This is a genomic window from Nonomuraea sp. NPDC050404, from assembly GCF_040655495.1.
Classification (GTDB): Bacteria; Actinomycetota; Actinomycetes; order Streptosporangiales; family Streptosporangiaceae; genus Nonomuraea.
The window spans coordinates 359,143-380,709 of sequence record NZ_JBFAKB010000007.1 but is presented as its reverse complement, the minus strand read 5'-3'; the positions used below and the strand labels follow the sequence as shown (position 1 = coordinate 380,709).

Sequence of the window (21,567 nt, the reverse complement as noted above, 5' to 3'; positions counted from 1 at the left end):
CGCGGCGTTGATGCGGTCTTGAACGCAACGTCGCGACCCCTTGAGTTTAGTCCGCGTCGAGCCCCCGCTCGATCGCATATCGCACCAGCTCCACCCGGTTGTGCAGGTGGAGCTTGCCGAGCGTGTTCTGCACATGGTTCTGCACGGTGCGGTGGGACAACACGAGCCGCTCGGCGATCTGCCTGTAGGACAGGCCCTTGGCGACCAGCCTGAGCACCTCCGTCTCCCGTTCCGTCAGCCGGGGCCCCTCGGCGGGCTCGGGGGCGGCGGCCAGGCGGCGGTACTCGCCCAGCACCAGCCCCGCCAGGCCCGGGGTGAACACGGCGTCGCCGTCCGCGGTGCGCCGGACCGCGTCGAGGAACTCCTCGCGGCTGGCCGACTTGACCAGGTATCCGCAGGCTCCTGCCTTGACCGCGGCAAGCACGTCGTTTTGCTCGGCGCTGGCCGACAACACCAGCACCCTGGGGGGCGGCTCGGCCTGCGCCAGCCGCGCGGCCACCTCGGAGCCCGGCATGTCGGGCAGCCGCAGGTCCAGCACCACGACCTCGGGCCGCACCGCCCCGGCCACCCGTACGGCCTGCCGCCCCTCGCCCACGACGGCGACCACCTCGTAACCGGCCTCGGCGAGATCCCTGGCGACGCCGTCCCGCCACATGGGATGGTCGTCCACCACCATGACCCGAACCATGCCGCAACCTTAACCGCGCAACCCGGAAACGCCTTCCGGCAGACCAGGCTATTTCGGACCCCGCTCACGCGGGCCATGCGGCAGGGTGATCGCGAATGCCGATCCCCTATGCCGGCAGAGTGATCTCTATTTCGGTCCCCTGGCCGTGCACGCTGACAATCGACACCTCTCCGCCCAGTTCGGCCACCCGCCCCCGGATCGACCGCGCCACCCCCATGCGCCCGTCCCCTGCTGCCTCCTCCAGCCTCCCGTCGGGGATGCCGGGCCCGTCGTCCCTGACGCTGACGGTCACCGTGCCGTCGCCGGACTCCGCCAGCACCCAGGCCCTGGCCCCGGGCCCGCAGTGGGCGCGCACGTTGTCCAGGGCCGCGCCGACGGCCGCCGCCAGGGACCTGGCCGTCTCGGTGGGCAGGACCAGGGGCGTGGCGGGGGTCGAGATCGTCACGTCGGGCGAGCCGTGCCGCGTCAGCAGCGTGCGCAGGTCCGTCGCCCCCTCGGGCTGCGGAGCGGTGCCGGAGACCAGTTCGCGCAGCGCGGCCTCCTGCTCGCCCGCCAGGCGTCCCAGCTCGGCCGCCTCACCGCCGAGCCGCCGGCCGCGCCGCTGCACGAGTGCCAGCACCTGCAGCACGCCGTCGTGGATGTCGCGGGCCAGGCGCTCGCGTTCGCGCTGGGCGGCCTCCATCTCGAAGGCCCGCTGCATGCGTGCCTCGGCCTGCTTGGCCAGCCGGGCCACGTGCCCGACCACCACCCCCGCCATGACCAGCAGCACCGCGCCGTTGATCATGATGGGCACGTCGGGCTCGCGGATACGCAACCACAGGTCCCCCGCCGCGACGACGATCCCGGCCGCCGTGCCCGCGCGCCTGCCGCCGTACACGGCCCAGGCGAGCACGGGGGCGGCCACCCAGGTCGCGGGCACGGGCAGGGTGCCGGCCGCGCCCTGGCCCGCGCCCTGCACGTACGGGCTGGCCAGCAGGCACGCCAGGGCCGTCAGCAGGTCGATGGCCGGCAGCGGCCAGCGGCGCAGCGCCCGGACGGAGTAGGCGAACGTCGCCCCGGCCGTCCACAACGCCATGACCCCGATCACGAGCCAGCCCAGCATCGGCTGCTCGTAGCCGCGGTACTGCGCCATCAGGACGGTCGCGTACACCAGCGAGGCGACGCGGAAGACCGCGATGGCCCGCCAGAACGGTCCCTCAATAGCCATGAGACCTTCTCATGTTTTCCGACAGGAAAATTGACAGATAGTTCGAGTATCCATGCGAAAGGGACATCCGGGATGGCACAATCCGGGGATCCCTAATGCAAGGAACCGATAGATGACCTCCGCTGTGAATCATTTCACCTACGGACTGATCACGCCGTTGCTCGCCTACGTGATGTCCTGCATCGGATCGATGCTCGGACTACGCCTCACCGCGCAGGCGCACGCCTCCCGCGGCGGCGCCCGCGTGCGCTGGCTGCTGGGGGCGGCCATCTCTATCGGCGGGACCGGCATCTGGGTCATGCACTTCGTCGCCATGATGGGCTTCGAGGTGGACGGCACCCAGATCAAGTACGACGTCTGGCTCACCGTCGCCTCCGCCGTGGTCGCCATCGTGGTCGTCGGCTGCGGCCTGTTCCTGGTCTCCTACGGCGGCGGTCGCATCCTGGCCCTGCTCGGCGGCGGCCTGCTCACCGGGCTCGGCGTGGCCTCCATGCACTACCTCGGCATGTACGCGATGAACATGTCCGCCCACGTCTCCTACGACCGCGTCATCGTGGCCGCCTCCGTCGGCATCGCCGTGGTGGCCGCGACGGTCGCGCTCTGGTTCACCCTGCGGGTCAAGAAGACCGTCTGGATCACCGGCGCCGCCCTCGTCATGGGCGTGGCGGTGTCCGGCATGCACTACACCGGCATGTACGCCATGCACGTGACCGTGGACACCGACCCCGGCATCATCGGCGGCGCCGACGCGCTCGACTTCCTCGTCCCGCTCATGACCGTGATCAGTCTGATCACGCTGACCATGCTCCTCATGGTGATCCTGTCCCCCTCGGAGGAGGAACTGCACGAGGACGCCGAACTCGTGGCCAAGCTGGAACTTCGCCGCCGCACCGCCCACAACCAGGAGCAACTCAGCTACCCCGCCCCGATGCCGCGCGCCCAGCCCATGCGAGCTCGCCGAAGGTAGTTGCGCGCGCTACGACTCCCTGCTCATACTCCCTTATCGGTGCGTAAGGGATGGGTGGGGTATGTCGCCGATCGATCATTTTTCCTATGGGCTTTTAACGCCCGTACTCGCGTATGTCATGTCAAGCGTGGGATCCATGCTCGGCCTGCTGCTGACCTCCCGAGCGAGGCTCATCGGCGGCCGTGAGGGCAAGTACTGGCTCGTCGGCGCGGCCTTCGCGATCGGCGGCACCGGCATCTGGACGATGCACTTCATCGCCATGCTCGGCTTCTCCGTGCAGGGCTCGGTGATCTACTACGACGTTCCGCTGACCGTCGCGTCGGCGCTCATCGCGGTCGTCGTCGTGGGGATGGGCCTGTTCCTGGCCGCCCACGGCGGGCAACGGTTGATCTACCTGCTCGGCGGCGGCGTGCTGACCGGCTGCGGCGTGGCGGCCATGCACTACATGGGCATGGCCGCGATGAACATGTCCGGTCATGTCTCCTACGACCCGCTGGTCGTCGCGCTGTCGGTGCTGATCGCGATCGCGGCGGCCACGGTGGCGCTCTGGTTCACGCTGCGGGTCAGCGGGGCGCTCAGGATCGGCGGGGCGGCGCTGGTCATGGGGGTCGCGGTCTCGGGGATGCACTACACGGGGATGTACTCGCTGTCGGTCTCGACACACTCCGAGATGTTGCCGGTGCACGGCGCCAAGGCGGTCGACTTCCTGATGCCGCTCATCGTCGGCATCAGCGTGATCACGGTGGGGCTGCTGCTCACCGTCATCCTGTCGCCCTCGGAGAAGGAGTTGCGCAGCGAGGCCGAGTTCAGGCAGCGGCTGCGCGGACGCGACGAGGGCGCGCCGGAGGTCGATCTCTTCGGCACGCCCCGCGGTTGAGCTATTTGCCAGGTACGGCTTGCGACGCAATTGGTGGGCCGCCGACTTCCTGCGGCGCAAGCCGTACCTCGAGGGGGTTGTAGCGGTAACCCCGCTGACTCGAAGGTACGGCCGCCCGCTTGCAACGCGCTTTCAGCCGGACAACCGCTACCCGAAGAAGACCTCCGCCTCGGCGTAGCGCGCGACCGGCACCGTCTTCAGCTCGGCCGTGGCCTCGTCCAGGCCGACGCGGACGATGTCGGTGCCGCGCAGGGCGACCATCTTGCCGTAGTCGCCCTCGTGGACGGCGTCGATGGCCTGCAGCCCGAACCTGGTGGCCAGCACCCGGTCGTAGGCCGTCGGGGTGCCGCCGCGCTGGATGTGGCCGAGCACCGTGGTGCGGGCCTCCTTGCCGGTGCGCTTCTCGATCTCCTTGGCCAGGACCTCGCCGATGCCGCCCAGCCGTACGTGGCCGAACGCGTCGAGCGTCCCGGTCTGCAGCTCTATCTGCCCCTCGATCGGGTGCGCGCCCTCGGCGACCACGATGATCGGCGAGTAGCGGGTGCGGAAGCGGGACTCGACGTACTCGCAGACCCGGTCGATGTCGAAGGGCTTCTCCGGGATGAGGATGACGTTGGCGCCGCCCGCCATGCCCGCGTGCAGCGCGATCCAGCCCGCGTGCCGGCCCATGACCTCGCAGATGAGGGCACGGTGGTGGGACTCGGCGGTGGTGTGCAGCCGGTCGATGGCCTCGCAGGCGATGTTGACGGCGGTGTCGAAGCCGAAGGTGTAGTCGGTGCCCGACAGGTCGTTGTCGATGGTCTTGGGCACGCCCACGACGTTGACCTCGCGGTCGTAGAGCTGCTTGGCCACGCCCAGGGTGTCCTCACCGCCGATGGCGATGAGCGCGTCCACACCGGTCGAGGCCAGGTTCTCCTTGATCCGGTCAACCCCGCCCTCGATCTTCATCGGGTTGGTGCGGGAGGATCCGAGAATGGTTCCGCCACGCGGCAGGATGCCACGCACGGCCTGGATGTCGAGCGGCATCGTGTCGCCTTCGAGGGGGCCGCGCCAGCCGTCACGGAAGCCGACGAACTCATGACCGTAGACGCTCACCCCCTTACGCACCACTGCCCTGATCACGGCGTTGAGCCCGGGGCAGTCGCCGCCTCCGGTGAGCACTCCAATACGCATGGCGGGTTCCTCCCGATAGGGGGTCACGAACCAGTCCTTGTCAGACTCGCATTGTGCCCGGCATCACACGCAGTGGTCTAGACCAAACGCCAGGCTTGGAAACTAAACCTGCGGCTCCAGACTTTTCGCGGCGGGGAACCTGGCCCCGGGGTCAGAGGACTCGTACCTGATCGCCATGCCTTGTCAGGGCGTGCGGCCCGCCGGGCCCTTGGCGAAGCGGGTGAGGACGTTGAGCGTGGCGCGGCGGGTGAAGGCGGCGGCGGAGTCGGTGACGCCGTGGCCGCAGTTCCTGCCGCGCAGCCCGCACACCCAGCGCATGGTCCCCGAGGCGAACACCCCGGCGCCGCTCGGCGCGGTGTAGTACGTGCTGTGCGTGACGCTCGCCCTTCCGCCGCACGAGAACGGCGACTCGGCCAGCACCTTCACGTTGCCCGGCGAGCCGCGCGAGACGCGGTCGGTCTCCACGCCGAGGAGCCCGGGGAAGCGCCGCCCCTTCGTCCCGGCGAAGATCCAGTGGCCGGGCCGCCGCACCCGGTAGACGCCCTCGGCGGGGAAGCAGTCGTACATCTGCCCCACCAGCGCGCTCTCCGGCTGCGACTCGCGCCACAGGTCGCAGACGCGCTCCTTGTCGCACACGACGGTCCTGCCTCGCATGGCGATGCGCCAGTAGACGGCGTTGGCGCCGAGGAAGGCCAGGTTCGCGCCGTGGTCCCTGGCGGCGGTGACGGCCCGGCGCATGCCGGGCGACCAGTACTCGTCGTGGCCCAGCGACACCACCGCGCGGGCGCCGTCCAGGGCGCCGGGCCGCAGGTCGAGGTTGGTCAGGTAGGCCAGCGGCACGCCGCTCTGCTCGGCCAGGGCCAGGGCCTCCTTCTCGAAGTCCAGGAAGAGGCGGGCGCCGGTGCCGTCGTAGGGGCGGTCGAAGGTGACGGCCCGCGAGCGGTGGCCGTACCCGCCGGGGCCGGTGTAGAGGCTGTGGCCGCCCCACAGGTTGTACGCCTGCCAGGTGGTGACCGCGTTCACGATCACCACGCGGCCGGCGACGGAGGCCGAGCGCACGGTGATCGGGACATAGCGCTGGGCGCCGGTGGAGGCGTCGAGCCTGACGAGGTAGGCGCCCTCCGGCCAGCCCCGGGTGTCCACGGTCAGCGACGGGCGCCAGTGGGCGGCGGTCACCGTGCCGCCCACCACCTTCGGCTGCGCCTGCCGTACCCCTCGGACCCGCTCGGACTCCCATACCCCGGCCGGGTTCGCGCCCATGCGAAAGGCGCGGGCGGTGAAGCGCGGCGCGGTGGTGGAGACGTGCAGCCTGAACCGCTCGCCCGGCAGGACGCTCACCTGGTCGGCGTAGCCCTCGATCTCGTGCTCGGCCCCGTGACGGGTGATCCGCCACGACTCCTGCACGTCGGCGGCGGCGGCGGGGGCGGGGGCGGCCGGGGCGGCGGGCGGCCGCGGAGCGGGCGGGGACGGGCGGGACGGCTCGCCGCAGCCAGAGACCAGCAGCAGGACGAGGGCGAGCAGGATCTTGCGCACGTGCCCATGGTCATGACCCGCCGCCGCGGCGGGCCCCGACTTGACCGACTCCTTACAAGATCAGCACGCAGGCCGGGCTCTCCACCGCGTACGCCTCGCCGGTCGGCTCGGGGACGCCGTCGCGCAGGGTGAAGCGGGTGACGGCGCCGGAGTTCTGGTTGGCCACGTACAGGTCGGCGCCGTCGATGGCGAAGTGCCTGGGCCACTGGCCGCCCGACGGCACCTCGGCCACCGGGGACAGGTCGGCGGCGCGCAGCACCGAGACGGTGTCGGGGCCGCGGTTGGCCACGTAGACGAACTCGCCGTCGATTTGAAGGTGGGAGGGTGCGTTCTTGCCCTCGCGGCGGCTGGCCGGGGCGACCGTGCGGCGATCGCCGTCGATGAGGGTGACGGTGCCGTCGAGTTCGCCCGCCACGTACAGGCGCCCGTCCGAGAAGGCGAAGTGGCGCGGGCCCGTGCCGGGGCTCATCGGGATGGACTCCAGCCGGGTGCCGTCGTGGTGGTAGCGGCGGATCTCGTCGGTGCCGAGGTCGGAGACGTGCAGCAGGCCGTCGTGGAAGACGCACTGGTGGGCGTGCGGGCCCTCCTGGCGCTCGGGGTCCGGGCCGGAGCCCTCGTTGCGCAGCACGATCGGCTCGCCGGCGAAGGCGCCCCGCTCGTCGAGCCGGTAGAGGGTCGCGGTGCCGTCGCCGTAGTTGGCCGCCGCGAGCAGGCCGCCGTCGGGGGACACGGCGACGTGACACGGGCTGTCGCCCTCACTCGGCCGCTCGTCGAGGGGGCTGAGGTCCTCCTGCCGCACCTGGAACGCGGTGAGCCAGCCGCGTTCGAGTTCGCCGGCGGCGTACAGCACCGGGAGTGTGGGGTGGGCGGCCAGGAACGAGGGGGCCGCCACCCTGGTCAGGCCATCCTCTATCGTGGCCCCTTCCGTGATGATGCCGGGGCCGTATCCGCCTATGCGCACGTGCTTCACAGCGAGGATTCTCCCATGGTTGACTGTGGCAATGAGTTCGTTGACAGAAGCAAGGGTCTCTGAGGTCAGAGCCTTCAACCGGTTCTATACGAAGGTGATCGGCGCGCTCCAGGCCGGGATGCTCGACTCGCCGTACTCGCTGACGGAGGTGCGGGTGCTGTTCGAGCTGGCGCAGGCCGAGCGGATGGAGACCGGGGAACTGCGCGGGCTGCTCGGCCTGGACGCGGGCTACCTCAGCCGGATCCTGACCCGCTTCGACGGCGACGGGCTCATCACCCGCGAGCGCTCGGCCGCCGACGCGCGCAAGCAGCTCATCCGGCTCGCCCCGGCCGGGGCGGAGATCTTCGCGGCGCTGGACCGGCGCTCGGCGGAGGAGATCGGCCAGCTGCTGACCGGCCTGACGGAGCAGGACCAGGAGCGGCTGGTGGCGGGCATGGCGGCGATCAAGGAGGTGCTGGGCGGGGCGCGGGAGCGGGCGCCGTACGTGATCAGGCCGCCGCGCACCGGCGACCTGGGCTGGGTGGTCTACCGGCACGGCGAGCTCTACAGCGCCGAGTACGGCTGGGGCACCGGGTTCGAGCAGCTCGTCGCCGGGATCGTCTCCGGGCTGGACTTCGGCCGCGACAGCGGGTGGATCGCCGAGGTGGACGGGGAGCGGGCCGGGTGCGTGTTCTGCGTGCGGCAGGACGACACGACGGCCAAGCTGCGCATGTTGCTGGTCGAGCCCTCCGCCCGGGGGCTGGGCCTCGGGCGGAGGCTGGTGGAGGAGTGCCTGCGGCACGCGCGCGCCGAGGGTTACAAGCGGATCGTGTTGTGGACGCGCGACTGCCTGGTGAGCGCGCGGCGCATCTACGAGGCGGCCGGGTTCGAGCTGGAGTCGGAGGAGAAGGGGATGGAGAACGGGGTCGAGGTCATCGATCAGGTGTGGTCGCTCGACCTGTAGGCCACCAGTTCAGCGGGCCCGCCAGGCGCATCAGGCTCGGCACCAGCACCGCCCTGATGACGGTGGCGTCCACCAGCACGGCCACCGCCATGCCGACCCCCAGCATCTGCACGAACGTCACCTGCGCCGTGGCGTAGGCGGCGAACGTGAGCGCCAGGATGCCGCCGGCCGCGGTGATCAGCGGCGCGCCCCGCTGCAGGCCGGTGGCCACGGCCCGTTCGGTGTCGCCGGTCCTGTCGTACTCCTCCTTGATGCGCGACAGCAGGAAGACCTCGTAGTCCATCGACAGGCCGTAGGCGACGCAGAGCATCAGGATCGGGATGCTCGGGTCGAGCGTGCCGGTCGCGGTGAAGCCGAGCAGGCCCGACAGGTTGCCGTCCTGGAAGATCCAGACGAGCGCGCCGAACATCACGCCGAGGCTGAGGACGTTCAGGACGGTCGCCTTGATCGGGATGATCACGCTTCTGGTCATGAGGAACAGGACGACGAAGGTCACGCCCAGCATGAGCGCGAGCAGCAGGGGCAGGCGGTCCACGACCGAGGCGCGGTAGTCGGACAGCTCGGCCGGGTAGCCGCCGACCAGCACCTCGAAGGGCGGGCGCACGGTTCGTACGGACTCGACCAGGCGTACCGGATCGTCGGCCAGCGCGGCGGCGGACGGCACCACGGACAACCATGTGCCCTGTCCCCGGAACCTGGCCGGGTCGCCGTCGCCGGCGCGGGTGCCGCCCGCGTACGAGCCGGCCGCCGAGTCCACCTGCGCGACACCGGGCAGGCGGGACAGGGCCGCGGCGTAGGAGGAGACGTCGCCGGCGGTCGTGTCCCTGGAGATGATCTGGATGGCGTCGGTCTCCTCGGCCGGGAAGGACTGGCGGATGACCTCCTGGGTCTGCCTGGAGGACGCCTCCGGCGGCAGGATGCGGTCGTCGGCCACGCCGAAGCGCAGGCCGAGGAAGGGCGAGGCGAGCGCCAGCAGCAGCGCCGTGGCCAGCCCGCCGAACACCAGCGGCCGGCGCATGACCCGCACGGCCAGACCGTGCCAGAACCCTGTCGTGCGCTCGGGCCGTTCGTGCTGCGCGAACCCTGTCGTGTGCCCGGGCCGCTCGCGCTTCGTGTGCCAGAAGCCGGTCGCGCGGCGGGGTCGCTCCCGCTTCGGCAGGATGGTTCCGCCGATGGAGGCGAGCACGGCGGGCAGCACGATGACCGCCGCGACCAGGCCGCCCGCGACGACCGCGATGCCGGCGTAGGCGAAGGAGCGCAGGAAGTCGAAGGGCAGCGCGAACAGCACGGCCAGGGACGAGGCCACGGTCAGGCCGCTGAACAGCACGGTCCTGCCCGCGTGCTCGACGGCCCCGGCGACCGCGGCGGCCCGGTCGGCGCCGTTCCGCGTCTCCTCGCGGAAGCGCTGGATGACGAACAGGCAGTAGTCGATGCCCAGGCCGAGCCCCATCGCCAGGGTCAGGTTGAGCGCGAAGGTGGAGATCTCGGCGAACGGCAGGACGCCGCTCAGCAGCGCCAGGCCGACCACCATGGCGTAGACCCCGGCCAGGATCGGCACCAGGGCCGCCATGGCGCGCCGCTGGTAGAGCCAGAGCAGCGCGAACGCCAGCGGGAAGATGACCAGTTCGGCCCGGACGAAGTCCTGCCTGGCCAGCGGCACCGTCTCCCTGAAGACCTCCTCCCCTCCCCCGGCCCGCACCTGGAGCAGGCCGGTGCCCTTGGTGATCTCCGGTACGAGCGCGGGCAACACCCGGGCGCGAACGTGGTCGGCGTCGCCCGGAATACGCACCACGACGATGGCGTGCCTGCCGTCGTCGCTGCGCAGGGTGGCGGGCTTGCCGCGGGTCCAGTAGGAGGCGGACTCGGCCACGCCCCGCTCGCGGCCGATCCGCTCGGTCAGCTGCCTGCCGGCCGCCTCGACGGCGGGGTCGTCCACGGTGCCGTTCTTCGCCGTCACCAGGAAGATCATGTCGGGGCTGCCCGTGCCGAACCGCTCGGCCAGCTCGGCCTGGGCCCGGTCGGACTCCGAGCCCGGGGCCTCGAACCTGGCCAGCGACAACCCTGACGCCGCGCCCGCCGCCAGCACGCCGGCGCCGATCAGCAGGGCCAGGGCCAGCGCCAGGACGAGTTTGCGGCGGCGTACGAGGACGAAGCCGAGCCTGCGCAGCGGCGGGCCCTTCTCAGCTGTCACGGGGCGTCGGGGGGCTGTCTGAGGGGCCGTCTGGGGCGCCGTCATCGGGCGGCTCTCATGAGATCTCCGGAAAACTCGGTAAACTACTCGTGTTTTGCTACCGAGACCAGAAATACAAGTAAATGCTCGCATTTGTCAACGAGGGGACTCATGGCTGAACGCACGGTCCGCCGGCAGGCGCGCGGCCTGAAGCGCATGGCCGAGATCCTCGACGCCGCCGAACTGGTGATCGCCGAGGTCGGCTATCCGGACATGACCACGAACCAGGTCGCCGCGCGGGCGGGGACGTCGCCGGGGTCGCTCTATCAGTTCTTCAGGAACAAGGAGGAGATCCTGGACGGGCTGGTCGCCCGTTACACCGTGGACCGGGCGGAGTTCTGGGCCGTCCGGCTGGCTGCGGTGACTCCTGAGATCCCGCTGGAGGCGCTGGTGGGGCAGCTGGTGGATGAGAGCGTGCGCTTCAAGAGCGCCTCACCCGCGTACTGGGCGCTGCTGTACGGCACCGCCACGGGCGACCAGTTCGCGGCGGCCTCACAGCGGCTGCACGAGGCCGTCTCGGGTCACCTCGCGGAGATGTTGCGCCGGCGCTCCCCCGATCTGCCGGAGGAACGCGCCCGGCTCATGGGCACGATGGCGCTGGCCATGGTGAAGGGGGTGATGCCGATGATCACCTCGTCGGCGCCCGAGCGGTCGGCCGAACTCGTGAACGAACTCAAGCTCATGCTGGTCCGCTACCTGAGCTAAACAAACGCCCCCGGACGACAGCCGAAGAACCTCGGGTCAGGGCGGCCCCGGACGGCAGTCGTGGGGCCTCGGGTCAGGGGCGGCCCCGGACGGCAGTCGTGGGGCCTCGGGTCAGGGGCGGCCCCGGACGGCAGTCGTGGGAGGTCTTGGGTCAGGGGCGGAAGGGGCCGGCTACCTCGAACGTCTGGCCCTCGGTGCGGCCGCGTCTGGCCGAGAAGTAGAGGCGCTCGCCGTCGGGTGAGAACGCCAGCCCGGTCAGCTCGGCCCCGTCGTACCCTTCGAGGCGCAGGAACGGTGTCACGGCCCGGTCAGGCGCGATGACGTCGATCTCCGCGCGCTCCCTGGCGACGTAGAGGTCGCCGGAGGGGGCGGCGGTGATCGCGCGCACGCCCTCGCACAGCCGGTCGAGCGTGGAGCTCTGGGCGTCGTAGGCCCAGAGGCCGGTGTCGCCCTTCGTGGTGAAGTAGCACACCCCACCGGCGTAGTGGCAGCCATCGCCGCCGTCGAAGTGGCGGGCGTCCTCGACCTGGTGGCGGGCCTCCTTGAGCAGGGCCGCCGGCGAGGGCACCGCCTGCCAGTGGCCCGAGGCGCACAGGACCTCCAGCGTGCCCTCCGTCAGGTCGCCCCAGTCGCCCGGCCGGAACCGGTAGAAGCAGCCGTCCGGCTCGTCCTCGGTCATGTAGATCACGCGCCGCTCCGGGTCGCAGGCCGCGGCCTCGTGCTTGAAACGGCCCATGGACAGGCGGGGACGTGCGGCGCGGGCGCCGTAGGGGTCGCACTCGAAGACCCGGCCCCGGTGGCCGAGCTCGCACGACAGCCAGGTGTGCCACGGCGTGGCGCCGCCCGCGCAGTTGAGGTCGGTGCCCGACAGGATGCGGTAGGCGTCGCCGACGCTGCCGTCCGCGCGAAAGCGCAGCGCCGACGCGCCACCGAGCAGGGGGAGCTCGGAGTTGGACACGTAGATCCAGCCGCCGCCGTCGGGGAAGCAGGCGCCGCCGTCGGGGGCCGCGTGCCAGGTCAGGCCGGCCACCTTGTGGCCGGATCGGGCCACGACCCGGCCGGCGAACCCTGGGGGCAGCGCCAGGGCGCCGCCGGGATCCGGCAGGCCGAGCGGACCGTACGGGCTGACGCCGCCCGGCACGAGCGGGCCCGTGCGGAGGAGAGTCTTGCGCGACATCGTGGGGCCTCCCTCTAGGTGCCACGCTAGTCGACCGCACCGACATGAATGGCAGGGACTCGCGAGATCAAACTCTGCGCAAACCCCGTGGCCGCCTTTCGCTACGAGGTGCGGCCGGTGACTTTCCGTGAGCCGGATGGCGGCCAATGAACCACCGACCGGCACCTCTGGCTACGGTGTGTGAGAATGAAACCGTTTTCCCGATAAACCACGAGATTTCGGAAATCGAGCCACCGGCCCATCGGAATCGGGCACCGGTGACAGCACCATGGCGATGACGGACACGCCCGCCCGCGCCACGTCCACTCAGCGAACCCAGCTCGGCGTGCCCGCATCGCGCACGGGTCAGGCATGCGAAAGTCCGGGCCTGGGCCCGGACTTTTCGCGGTTGGTCAGCGCTGGGCCTGGAACATCCAGTGTTGCTTGTCGATCTCCTGCGCCACGGCGATCAGCAGGTCCTGGCTGACGGGGTCGGCCTCGTCAGTGGCCTTGATGCGCTCGTACATGCGCTTGCTGATGCCGTCGAGGATGTCGGTGAGAATCGCCAGGACCTTGCCGTCCTCAAGCCAGCCGCCCTCGGGCTGCTGGAGCTTGGTGGAGCGGGAGACCGTGGCGGCGCGGCCGTCCGGATTGGCTCCGAGGGCCACGGCGCGCTCGGCGAGGACGTCCATGTGGGTCCTGGCCAGCGCGGTGATCTCGTCTAGCTGGAGGTGGATGGAGCGGAAATGTGTACCGATGAGGTTCCAGTGGGCCTGCTTGGCGACCAGTGAGAGATCGATCAGATCGACCAAGGCGCCCTGGAGGGCCTCCGCGACGGTGTTCCTGGCGTCGCCCGAGAGTGGGCCAGTAATGGTAGCCATGTCTGTTTTCTCCCCGTCGGTCGGACTTTACACATTTCCCAACGAAATTCAGGCGTTTCTTCTTCCACTCCCCCCGTTGTTGACAGTGTAATAGTGACAGTGTCACTGTGAAGGTATGAGTGACACCTGGACGATCGGCGAACTGGCCGAGCACGCGGCGCGCGCCCTGCGCGCCGGGGCGTCCACCCCTGCCAGCGGACGGGTCCGCGAGGTACCGGGTGAGCGGCTGATCAGGTGGTATACGACCATCGGCCTGGTGGACCCGCCACTGACCAGGCGCGGCCGGGTGGCCCGCTACGGGCGGCGGCATCTGCTGCAGCTCGTGGCGGTGAAGCGACTGCAGACGGCCGGACGGTCGATCGCCGAGATCCAGGCGGCGCTGACAGGGGCCACGGATCGCACCCTGGAGTCGGCGGCAGGACTGGACGACTCGGTGAGGGCGGATGCGGCGGCTGCGACTGTGACCGTCTCGGATGGGCTCCAGGCTGCGGATGGGCTGCGGGCGGTTGACAGGCTGCAGCCGGTTGACGGACTGCAGACGGCCGATGGGTTGCAGGCGGTTGACGGACCTGAAGAGGCGCGGGACAGCTCGCCGGTGCGGGGACGGTTCTGGACCGAGCGGCCGGGCAGCGGAACGGCGCACGCGCACGCGGCGGCGGCAGAGGACGGCCGGCCACCGGAGTCTGGACTCGCGGACACGGCGGAGGACAACCGCCATCCCCCGATGCCCGCACCGGTGATTGCGGGAGTGCCCACAGCGGTGGGCGCGGGGGTGGACGAGTCGGTGGGCGCGGGGCTGAACGACAGTCAGTCGCCGGCGTTCGGGGCTGTGGTCGCGGGGGTCAGGCTGGGTGATGGGGTGCGGCTGGTGCTGGATGCGGGCCGGGTTCTGTCCGGGGAAGACGTTCAGGCGGTGCTGGCGGCGGCTGGGCCGCTGCTCGCGGTACTCGAAGAGAGGGAGCTGCTTTGACTACTCCCCGCGCTGAGGGACGGGGATTCCAGCACTCGCGGGCTGGGGTTCCTGTTTCGCCGGCGACCGCACCCCGGGAGACCCGGCATGTCTGACGTCACCTCCGCAGGCAGTTGCGGCAAGACCTGCCGCCAGAATGTTCTTGGCGGCGTTGACGTCCCGGTCGTGCCGGGTGCCGCAGGACGGGCACTGCCACGTCCGGGTGCCGAGGGCGAGTTCGGCGAGCAGGTGCCCGCAGGCCGAGCAGGTCTTGCTGGAGGGATACCAGCGGTCGATCACGATCAGGTGGCGGCCGTGCCTGGCGGCCTTGTAGGCCAGCAGGGCGCGGAAGGTGCCCCAGCCCGTGTCGGAGATGGCCTTGGACAGTCTGCGGTTGCGAACCATGCCGCGCACGTTGAGGTCTTCGATCACGATGACGTCGTGGTCACGGATGAGCCGGGCCGAGGTGCGGTGCAGAAAGTCCGCGCGCGAAGCCCGGACCTTGCGGTGCGCGCGGGCCACCTTCGCCCTGGCCTTGACCCGGTTGGCCGAGCCGCGCCGGGTGCGGGCCAGGCGCCGCTGGTAGCGGGCCAGGTTGCGCTCCCGCCTGGCCAGGTGACGCGGGTTGGCGATCGTGTCGCCGGTGGAGGTGACAGCAAAATTCGTGACGCCCAGGTCGATGCCGACCGCCGCGCCAATCGCCGCGTCGGCGGCGGGAGCCGGGCCGGGCTCTGGCGTGTCCACGGCGAGGGAGGCATACCAGCGGCCGTCCGGGTCGCGGGACACGGTCACGGTGCTCGGGTCGAGGCTGCTCGGCTCGGTGCCGGGCCAGGACCACACGAACGCCAGCGGCGCGTCCATCTTGGCCAGCCACAACCGCCCGTCGCGGTAGCGGAACCCCGACCGGGTGTACTCGGCGCTCTGCCGCCCGCCCCGCGCCTTGAAACGCGGATACCGGGCCCGCTGAGCGAAGAAGCCGGCGAAGGCGCTCTGCTGGTGGCGCAGGACCTGCTGCAGCGGCACCGACGACACCTCACCCAGCCAGGCCAGCTCATCGGTGGCCTTCATCGCCGTCAGATAGGCGCTGGCCTGGCCGAAGCTCGTCCTGACCCGCTCACTGCGATAGCGCGCCTGCCGCCAGGCCAGCGTCCGGTTCCAGACGAAGCGTACGCAGCCGAACGTGCGGTTCAGCACCGCCGCCTGCGCCGGGGTGGGGTACACCCGGACCTTGTAGGCCGTACGCATGTTCGGATCCTAACAGAAAGAAGCCATCCCATAACAGTCCGGCACCGTGCCGCGTTTCCGCCCCTGCCTCAACGCGGGACCATCCACACTCTCAAGGAGACCTGATGAAGATCACTTCGCTGGAGCCCGCGCGGTGCCTGCCGGTGCCGGACGCCGGGTTCGGCGCGCTGCTGACCCAGCGCGGCAACCTGCCGCTGGAGAGCGTGGACGTGACCGCAGACATCTCGGGGCTCATCGCCGGGGTGGAGGTCACGCAGGGGTTCAGGAATCCGTTCGATGTCACGCTGGAGGCCACGTACGTCTTCCCGCTCCCCGACCGGGCGGCCGTGACGGGCTTTCGCATGGAGGCCGATGACCGGGTGGTCGAAGGCGTGCTGAAGGAGCGCGGCCAGGCCAGGGCGGACTATGACCGGGCGCTGAGCGAGGGCAGGCGGGCGGCCATCGCCGAGGAGGACCGGCCCGACGTGTTCACGATCAGGGTGGGCAACATCCTGCCCGGCGAGCGCGTCTCGGTGAAGCTGACCATGAGCCAGCCGCTGCCGTACGAGGACGACGCGGCCACGTTCAGATTCCCGCTGGTCGTGGCGCCGCGCTACATCCCGGGCAGCCCGATCGACGGTCTGCCGGCCGGCGACGGCACGGCGCCCGACACCGACGCGGTGCCCGACGCCTCCAGGATCAGCCCGCCGGTCCTGCTGCCGGGCTTCCCCGACCCCGTGCGCCTGTCGCTGGCCGTCACCGTGGACGCGGCCGGCCTTGAGCTGCGCGGCCTGGCCTCCAGCCTGCACGTGGTGGAAGAGGAGGGCAGCGTCGTACGGCTGCGCCCCGGCGAGCGCCTCGACCGCGACTTCGTGCTGCGGCTCACGTACGACGCCTCCACGTCCCTCCAGCTCGACGGCCGGGGCACGTTCGGCCTCACGGTGCTCCCGCCCGCGCTGGAGACCCCCCGCGCCCCGCGCGACCTGGTGCTGCTGCTCGACCGCTCCGGCAGCATGGGCGGCTGGAAGATGGTCTGCGCCCGCCGGGCCGCCGCGCGCATCGTCGACACGCTGACGCCGAGCGACAGGTTCGCGGTGCTGACGTTCGACTCGGTCGTGGAGGAGGCGTTCGAGGGGCTGGAGGAGGCGTCCGACCGCAACCGGTACCGCGCGGTCGAGCACCTGTCCCGGGTGGACGCGCGCGGCGGCACCGAACTGCTCGAACCGCTGCGCAGGGCCATCGCCCTGCTCGGCGGGCGGAGCGAGCGGGAACGCGTCGTGGTGCTGGTCACCGACGGGCAGGTGGGCAACGAGGACCAGATCCTGGAGCAGACGGGCGGCGCGCTGTCGGCCATGCGCGTGCACACGGTCGGCATCGACAGGGCCGTGAACGCCGGCTTCCTCGGCCGCCTGGCCGGGCTCGGCGCGGGCCGGTGCGAGCTGGTCGAGTCGGAGGACCGGCTCGACGCCGCCATGGAGCACATCCACCACAGGATCGGCGCTCCCCTGGTGACCGACCTGTCCCTCAAGGGTCTTGAGGTGGAGCCCGGCACCGTCACACACCTGGGCTCGATCTTCCCGGGCGTGCCGCTACGCGCGTACGGGCGCGTACGCGAGGGCTCCTCGGTCACCGTGCGCGGGATCGCGGCGGGCGCGCCGTGGGAGGAGCGGGTGAACGGGGTGACGGTGGACAATCCGGCCCTGCGCGCCGTGTGGGCCCGCGCGCACCTGCGGGAGCTGGAGGACCGCTACGCCATGGGCGAGCACGACCTGGAGTCACGCATCGTGCGCACGTCCCTGGAGTACGGCGTGTTGTGCCGCTTCACCGCGTACGTGGCCATCGACACCCGGCAGGTCGCGGGCTCGGCGCCGGAACATCGCGTCATCCAGCCCGTCGAACCGCCGAGCGGCTGGGACATGCCGAGCGCGACGCCGATGATGGGCGCGTACGGAGCCAACGTCATGCTGGCCTCCGCCCCCGGCCCCATCTCCTCCCGGATGCGGACACCCGCGCCCGGACTGACCTCGGCCGACCTGGACCAGGGGCTGGTGGCCGGCGGCCCCGGCTATGGCCACCCGCAGGCGGGCTCGCCACCGATGGTCGCTCCCACCACCCCCGGCGGCGGCCTGCTCGGGCGTGCCCGGAAGGGACGGCCCACCCACCGGCTGGAGTCGGTACGGCCGCAACTGGTGGCCGAACTCGACCGGCTCCGCGCCCTCCCCGCGCCCGACCTGCTGTACTTGGCCGATCTGGGCACCCGCCTGGCCGCCCTGTCCGCCTTCCTCGGCGGCAGCGCGGAGCTGGAGACCCTGGCCAGGGAACTGGAGGCCGCGGAACGACCCGGGGCCGACGCGCGGGCGCTGCACACGCGCGCCGTCGAGGTGCTCACCGCCCTCGTCGGCGGTCACTCGCCCGCCCATGACCCGACACAGGGATTGACCCCGGGTACGACGCCAGGCTGGGACTCCGGTCCGGGCCCGGACCCAGCTTCGGGGCCGGACTCCGGTCCAGGGCCAAACCCCGGTTCAGCGCCAGGCTCGGGAGACTCTGGCGGGGGGCGGCGCTCCTTCTGGAAGCGCACCTGATCCGTCCCCGCCCGCTCGCGCGAGTGCGCCGCCACCGTCATCGCGTGGCGGCGCACTCACCGCGCCGCGCTGCCACACCCGCCGTATAACGGCACACCCGCCTCATGACGGCACGCTCGCCTCGGAACGGCCTCACATGATCGGCGTCCACTCCCTCAGCGACACGATCTCGTAGCCGTTCACCGCCGTGTACGGGTCCTCCCGGAGGATCTCCCGCAATTCGGCCTCATCCGCCACCTCATAGACGTGCAGCGCCCCGCTGTCGTCCGCCCAGGGCCCCGCCGTCACCAGCCGGCCCTGCTCCTTGAGCCGCCGCAGGTGCTCCCGGTGTGCGGGGCGGGCCTCAAGCCGCCGGGGATCGCCGTCGAAGGCCATTTGCAACACGAATCTCGCCATGCCCGCACGTTAGGGCCCCGCCCGCCGGATGATCAGCATCGCTGGGCACGGGGATGGTGTATCACGGGATATATGACGTACACGCTGGCCGATCTGCCCATGTTCGACGGGCTTGGCGAGGAGCGGCTGGGTGGGCTGATGGGCCGCCGGCGGTGCTATCCGGCGGGGCAGGTGCTGTGCACCGAAGGGGATCCGGCCGGCGACCTGATCGTGCTGCTGAAAGGGCGGGTCAAGGCGGCGCGGGTGAGTGCGGAGGGGCGGGAGGTGGTGCTGGCCGTGGAGGAGGCGCCGGTCGCGTTCGACAAGACGGCCCTGCTCGTGGACGGGCCGCACCGGGCCACCCGTACGGCCATGACGCCGGTGGAGGTGGTGCACCTGCCGCGTGCCGCCGTGCTGGAGCTGGTCGGCGCGGAGCCGTCCGTGGCGGCGCGGTTGTTGCGCACGCTCGCCGCCACCGTGCGCGACCTGGACGATCGGCTGCTCGACGCGTCGGTGCGGGACGTGCCGTCGCGGGTGGCCACCTGGCTGGTACGCCGTGGCGCCGCCGGACGGGTGCCGCTGCACGGCGGGCAGGCGGGGCTGGGGGCCGAGATCGGCGCGGCCAGGGTGAGCGTGAACCGAGCGCTGCGCGCGTTCGAGCGCCGGGGGATGATCGAGATCGGCGCGGGCGAGGTGATCGTGCTGGATCACCGGGCCCTGACCCGCCTCGCCGCGCTCCCCACACCCCCGACCCCCGTGTGAACCCGCAGCGGCTCTTCACAGCTTCCTCACGCGCAAGCCCACACTCGTCTTTTCACGCCCTCCCCGCACATGTGAGCCCTGTCCGCCGTCCCTCTCCCCCTGCGTTGGTTCCCGCCCCGGACGTGCGGTGGAAGGTCGGTGAATTTGCCCGCGAGCGTCTATCCGAGCCGGTCAGGCTGTTCTATCGTCACTGAGCATGGCCTCCCCTCGTGCCCCGCTACGCTTCGCCGAAGCAGTGTCCGCCACCGTCTCAGAGCGCACGAGATCCGGCTTCTTCTTCGACTTCGACGGCACGCTCGCCCCCATCATGCGCGACCCCGCCGCCGTGTTCCCGGTGGCGGGCGCGGTGGCTCGGCTGCGGGCGCTGGCCGGGCTCGTGGGCAGGGTCGCCATCGTCTCGGCGCGGCCGGCCGCCTTCCTGTGCGAGCGGTTCGCCGAGGTCCCGCAGGCGCGCCTGTTCGGCCTGTACGGCATGCAGACCGTCGTGGATGGCCGGGTGCGCACCGACGCCGGCGCCCGCCCCTGGGCCCCGGTCATGCGCACCCTGATCGCCGACGCGGGCCGCGAGTTGCCCGGCGAGGTGCTGGTGGAGGACAAGGCGCTGATGGTGGCGCTGCACTACCGCGCGGCGCCGGAGCTGCGCAGGGCGGTGGAGCGGTGGGCCTCGGACAAGGCGGCCGAGCTGGGCCTGCGTGAGCAGTACGGGCGCATGGTCGTCGAACTGCGCCCCCCGGTGAAGAGCGACAAGGGCACGATCATCGAGCGCGAGACCGAGACCCTCACCCGCGCCTGGTACTTCGGCGACGACCTGTCCGACGGCCTGGCGTTCGACGCCCTGCGCGGCAGGCAGGACCGGGACCCGGCGTTCCTGGGCGTCAAGGTGGCGGTGGCCAACGGCGAGACGGGCGACGACCTGGCGCGCGGTGCGGACTTCACGGTCGATCGCCCCGAGGACACCCCGGCCATGCTCGACCAGGTCATAGCGGCTTTCCCCGCCCGTACCCTGGATAAGTGACGACACTTGTCCTGGACGGCGGGCTGGCCACCCGGCTGGAGGAGCTCGGCGCCGACCTGAGCGACGAGCTGTGGTCGGCGCGGCTGCTGATGGAGGAGCCCGCGCTGATCCGGCGCGCGCACGCGGACTTCTTCGCGGCGGGGGCCGACGTGGCCATCACGGCCAGCTACCAGGCGACGCTGCCGGGGTTCGCGCGGCGGGGGCTGGACGCGGCGCGGGCGGAGCGGCTGATCCGGCTGTCGGTCGAGCTGGCCGGGCAGGCCCGCGACGAGGCGGGGCGGGGGCTGGTGGCGGCCTCGGTGGGCCCGTACGGCGCCTATCTGGCCAACGGCGCCGAGTACACCGGCGACTACGACCTCGACGAGGACGGCCTGTACGACTGGCACCTGCCGCGCTGGGAGATCCTGGTCTCGGCGGGGGCCGACCTGCTGGCCTGCGAGACGATCCCGTCCTACGCCGAGGCGCGGGCGCTGGCCAGGCTGCTGCGGGACACGCCAGGGACGAAGGCGTGGGTGAGCTTCTCGTGCCGCGACGGCGAGCGGCTCAACGACGGCACACCGATCAGCGAGGCGGCGGCGCTGTTCGGCGGCAACCCCGGCGTGGTGGCCGTCGGCGCGAACTGCACCGCGCCGCGCCACCTGCCGGGGCTGATCTCCCGCCTGTCCGGCGGGCTGCCCGTGGTGGCCTACCCGAATTCGGGCGAGCGATGGGACGCCTCCGCCCGCCGCTGGCTGGGCCTGGCCGATCCGGTGGAGTTCGGCCGGGCGGCGCAGGAGTGGCGGCGGGCGGGAGCGTCACTGATCGGCGGCTGCTGCCGTACGACGCCCGAGCACATCCGGCAGATCCGCACGCACCTGTCCTGAATAAGGAGCAGGCTACGCGGTGGCCGGGACGGTGCTGCGGCGGCGGGCCAGCATGCCGTCGAGGGCGAGCGCGCCGCCGCCGGTGAAGCCGATGGCCAGGCATGCCGCGGCCAGCGCCAGCACGAACTCGTAGCCGCCCTCTCCGGCCAGGCCGTTCGCGCCGTGCACGAAGACGATCGCGCCGATCATGTTGAGCGCGAGCAGCGTGCCGACGACCGGCAGCGCGGCGCCCACGATCAGCGCCAGCCCGCCCACGATCTCCAGGGTGGCCACGGCCGGAGCCGCGACTCCGGCCAGCGGGATGCCGACGGAGTCGAAGAATTTGGTGGTGCCCGCGATGCCATTGGTCACGAACTTCTGGTAGCCGTGCACCAGGAAGATCACCCCGATGGCGATCCTGGCGAGCAGCAGTACTACGGGACGCGCCTGGTCTGCCATGCGGCCTCCTCGCTAGTTGTTCACAT

Annotated in this window: 20 protein-coding genes; 9 read left to right on the top strand and 11 right to left on the bottom strand. The window is 71.4% G+C overall.

The genetic code is table 11. From position 1 onward, the window contains the following. Positions 1–46 precede the first annotated feature (46 nt). Entirely contained in the window at positions 47–688 is a 642-nt protein-coding gene (locus AB0I81_RS21930) for a response regulator transcription factor (protein WP_360659312.1), read from the bottom strand. Positions 689–794: 106 nt separating this feature from the next. After that, positions 795–1,895 (bottom strand): DUF5931 domain-containing protein, encoded by a 1,101-nt coding sequence (locus AB0I81_RS21925; protein ID WP_360659310.1) that lies wholly within the window; start codon positions 1,893–1,895, stop codon positions 795–797. A gap of 112 nt (positions 1,896–2,007) precedes the next feature. Here AB0I81_RS21925 and AB0I81_RS21920 point away from each other — a divergent pair, with 112 nt between their 5' ends. Next, complete coding sequence (locus tag AB0I81_RS21920; RefSeq protein ID WP_360659308.1) at positions 2,008–2,862, top strand: MHYT domain-containing protein; 855 nt, start codon at positions 2,008–2,010, stop codon at positions 2,860–2,862. A gap of 118 nt (positions 2,863–2,980) precedes the next feature. Continuing rightward, positions 2,981–3,739: an MHYT domain-containing protein gene (locus AB0I81_RS21915; RefSeq protein WP_360659306.1), complete on the top strand. Its 759-nt coding sequence runs from the start codon at positions 2,981–2,983 to the stop codon at positions 3,737–3,739. A 147-nt stretch (positions 3,740–3,886) separates the two neighbouring features. On the opposite strand, the gene AB0I81_RS21910 is transcribed toward AB0I81_RS21915, so the two are convergent. The 3 genes from AB0I81_RS21910 to AB0I81_RS21900 all read right to left on the bottom strand — a co-directional run bounded on the left by AB0I81_RS21910 (position 3,887) and on the right by AB0I81_RS21900 (position 7,415). Further along, positions 3,887–4,912, bottom strand: a complete 1,026-nt coding sequence (locus AB0I81_RS21910) for a 6-phosphofructokinase (RefSeq protein WP_360659798.1) — start codon at positions 4,910–4,912, stop codon at positions 3,887–3,889. 183 nt (positions 4,913–5,095) lie between these two features. Continuing rightward, positions 5,096–6,445, bottom strand: coding sequence for a N,N-dimethylformamidase beta subunit family domain-containing protein (locus AB0I81_RS21905; protein ID WP_360659304.1), 1,350 nt, complete (start codon positions 6,443–6,445; stop codon positions 5,096–5,098). Positions 6,446–6,497: 52 nt separating this feature from the next. Beyond that, positions 6,498–7,415, bottom strand: coding sequence for a beta-propeller fold lactonase family protein (locus AB0I81_RS21900; RefSeq protein ID WP_360659302.1), 918 nt, complete (start codon positions 7,413–7,415; stop codon positions 6,498–6,500). A gap of 94 nt (positions 7,416–7,509) precedes the next feature. On the opposite strand from AB0I81_RS21900, the gene AB0I81_RS21895 reads away from it, so the two are divergent. Further along, positions 7,510–8,358, top strand: coding sequence for a helix-turn-helix domain-containing GNAT family N-acetyltransferase (locus AB0I81_RS21895; RefSeq protein WP_360659300.1), 849 nt, complete (start codon positions 7,510–7,512; stop codon positions 8,356–8,358). Here AB0I81_RS21895 and AB0I81_RS21890 read toward each other — a convergent pair. Further along, a complete protein-coding gene (locus AB0I81_RS21890) occupies positions 8,327–10,549 on the bottom strand; it encodes an MMPL family transporter (RefSeq protein ID WP_360659298.1) in 2,223 nt (740 codons plus the stop codon). The two genes, AB0I81_RS21895 and AB0I81_RS21890, sit on opposite strands and share 32 nt — an antisense overlap. Before the next feature lie 150 nt (positions 10,550–10,699). Between AB0I81_RS21890 and AB0I81_RS21885 the strand changes: the two genes are divergently transcribed. After that, positions 10,700–11,293, top strand: a complete 594-nt coding sequence (locus AB0I81_RS21885) for a TetR/AcrR family transcriptional regulator (RefSeq protein ID WP_360659296.1) — start codon at positions 10,700–10,702, stop codon at positions 11,291–11,293. 151 nt (positions 11,294–11,444) lie between these two features. Here AB0I81_RS21885 and AB0I81_RS21880 read toward each other — a convergent pair whose 3' ends face one another. Beyond that, positions 11,445–12,470: an alkaline phosphatase PhoX gene (locus AB0I81_RS21880; protein ID WP_360659294.1), complete on the bottom strand. Its 1,026-nt coding sequence runs from the start codon at positions 12,468–12,470 to the stop codon at positions 11,445–11,447. Positions 12,471–12,862: 392 nt separating this feature from the next. Then, complete coding sequence (locus tag AB0I81_RS21875) at positions 12,863–13,330, bottom strand: DNA starvation/stationary phase protection protein (RefSeq protein ID WP_360659292.1); 468 nt, start codon at positions 13,328–13,330, stop codon at positions 12,863–12,865. A gap of 115 nt (positions 13,331–13,445) precedes the next feature. Here AB0I81_RS21875 and AB0I81_RS21870 point away from each other — a divergent pair, with 115 nt between their 5' ends. After that, a complete protein-coding gene (locus tag AB0I81_RS21870; RefSeq protein ID WP_360659290.1) occupies positions 13,446–14,300 on the top strand; it encodes a helix-turn-helix domain-containing protein in 855 nt (284 codons plus the stop codon). Here the strand turns inward: AB0I81_RS21870 and AB0I81_RS21865 are convergent, their stop codons facing one another. Then, positions 14,301–15,524, bottom strand: a complete 1,224-nt coding sequence (locus AB0I81_RS21865) for an RNA-guided endonuclease TnpB family protein (protein WP_360659288.1) — start codon at positions 15,522–15,524, stop codon at positions 14,301–14,303. Between the two features lie 104 nt (positions 15,525–15,628). Here AB0I81_RS21865 and AB0I81_RS21860 point away from each other — a divergent pair, with 104 nt between their 5' ends. Further along, entirely contained in the window at positions 15,629–18,088 is a 2,460-nt protein-coding gene (locus AB0I81_RS21860; protein ID WP_360659286.1) for a VIT domain-containing protein, read from the top strand. 132 nt (positions 18,089–18,220) lie between these two features. Here the strand turns inward: AB0I81_RS21860 and AB0I81_RS21855 are convergent, their stop codons facing one another. Further along, positions 18,221–18,484: a muconolactone Delta-isomerase family protein gene (locus tag AB0I81_RS21855; RefSeq protein ID WP_360659284.1), complete on the bottom strand. Its 264-nt coding sequence runs from the start codon at positions 18,482–18,484 to the stop codon at positions 18,221–18,223. Between the two features lie 72 nt (positions 18,485–18,556). On the opposite strand from AB0I81_RS21855, the gene AB0I81_RS21850 reads away from it, so the two are divergent. The 3 genes from AB0I81_RS21850 (at position 18,557) to mmuM (ending at position 21,103) form a co-directional block, all read left to right on the top strand. Continuing rightward, a complete protein-coding gene (locus AB0I81_RS21850; RefSeq protein ID WP_360659282.1) occupies positions 18,557–19,225 on the top strand; it encodes a Crp/Fnr family transcriptional regulator in 669 nt (222 codons plus the stop codon). 196 nt (positions 19,226–19,421) lie between these two features. Then, positions 19,422–20,240, top strand: coding sequence for a trehalose-phosphatase (gene otsB, locus AB0I81_RS21845; RefSeq protein WP_360659280.1), 819 nt, complete (start codon positions 19,422–19,424; stop codon positions 20,238–20,240). Further along, complete coding sequence (mmuM, locus tag AB0I81_RS21840; RefSeq protein WP_360659278.1) at positions 20,237–21,103, top strand: homocysteine S-methyltransferase; 867 nt, start codon at positions 20,237–20,239, stop codon at positions 21,101–21,103. Before otsB ends, mmuM begins: the two co-directional genes overlap by 4 nt. 12 nt (positions 21,104–21,115) lie before the next feature. Here mmuM and AB0I81_RS21835 read toward each other — a convergent pair whose 3' ends face one another. After that, the gene (locus tag AB0I81_RS21835; protein ID WP_360659277.1) at positions 21,116–21,541 is read right to left on the bottom strand and encodes a DoxX family protein; all 426 of its coding nucleotides are present in this window, start codon (positions 21,539–21,541) and stop codon (positions 21,116–21,118) included. Positions 21,542–21,567 lie beyond the last annotated feature (26 nt).

Bases quoted from the DNA above. Each gene is read 5' to 3' on its own strand.
- AB0I81_RS21850 (WP_360659282.1), top strand. From the start codon at position 18,557: ATGACGTACACGCTGGCCGATCTGCCCATGTTCGACGGGCTTGGCGAG.
- AB0I81_RS21925 (WP_360659310.1), bottom strand. From the start codon at position 1,895: ATGGCTATTGAGGGACCGTTCTGGCGGGCCATCGCGGTCTTCCGCGTC.
- AB0I81_RS21860 (WP_360659286.1), top strand. From the start codon at position 15,629: ATGAAGATCACTTCGCTGGAGCCCGCGCGGTGCCTGCCGGTGCCGGAC.
- AB0I81_RS21875 (WP_360659292.1), bottom strand. From the start codon at position 13,330: ATGGCTACCATTACTGGCCCACTCTCGGGCGACGCCAGGAACACCGTC.
- AB0I81_RS21870 (WP_360659290.1), top strand. From the start codon at position 13,446: ATGAGTGACACCTGGACGATCGGCGAACTGGCCGAGCACGCGGCGCGC.
- AB0I81_RS21915 (WP_360659306.1), top strand. From the start codon at position 2,981: ATGTCAAGCGTGGGATCCATGCTCGGCCTGCTGCTGACCTCCCGAGCG.
- AB0I81_RS21920 (WP_360659308.1), top strand. From the start codon at position 2,008: ATGACCTCCGCTGTGAATCATTTCACCTACGGACTGATCACGCCGTTG.
- AB0I81_RS21835 (WP_360659277.1), bottom strand. From the start codon at position 21,541: ATGGCAGACCAGGCGCGTCCCGTAGTACTGCTGCTCGCCAGGATCGCC.
- AB0I81_RS21855 (WP_360659284.1), bottom strand. From the start codon at position 18,484: ATGGCGAGATTCGTGTTGCAAATGGCCTTCGACGGCGATCCCCGGCGG.
- AB0I81_RS21880 (WP_360659294.1), bottom strand. From the start codon at position 12,470: ATGTCGCGCAAGACTCTCCTCCGCACGGGCCCGCTCGTGCCGGGCGGC.
- AB0I81_RS21865 (WP_360659288.1), bottom strand. From the start codon at position 15,524: ATGCGTACGGCCTACAAGGTCCGGGTGTACCCCACCCCGGCGCAGGCG.
- otsB (WP_360659280.1), top strand. From the start codon at position 19,422: ATGGCCTCCCCTCGTGCCCCGCTACGCTTCGCCGAAGCAGTGTCCGCC.
- AB0I81_RS21885 (WP_360659296.1), top strand. From the start codon at position 10,700: ATGGCTGAACGCACGGTCCGCCGGCAGGCGCGCGGCCTGAAGCGCATG.
- AB0I81_RS21910 (WP_360659798.1), bottom strand. From the start codon at position 4,912: ATGCGTATTGGAGTGCTCACCGGAGGCGGCGACTGCCCCGGGCTCAAC.
- AB0I81_RS21930 (WP_360659312.1), bottom strand. From the start codon at position 688: ATGGTTCGGGTCATGGTGGTGGACGACCATCCCATGTGGCGGGACGGC.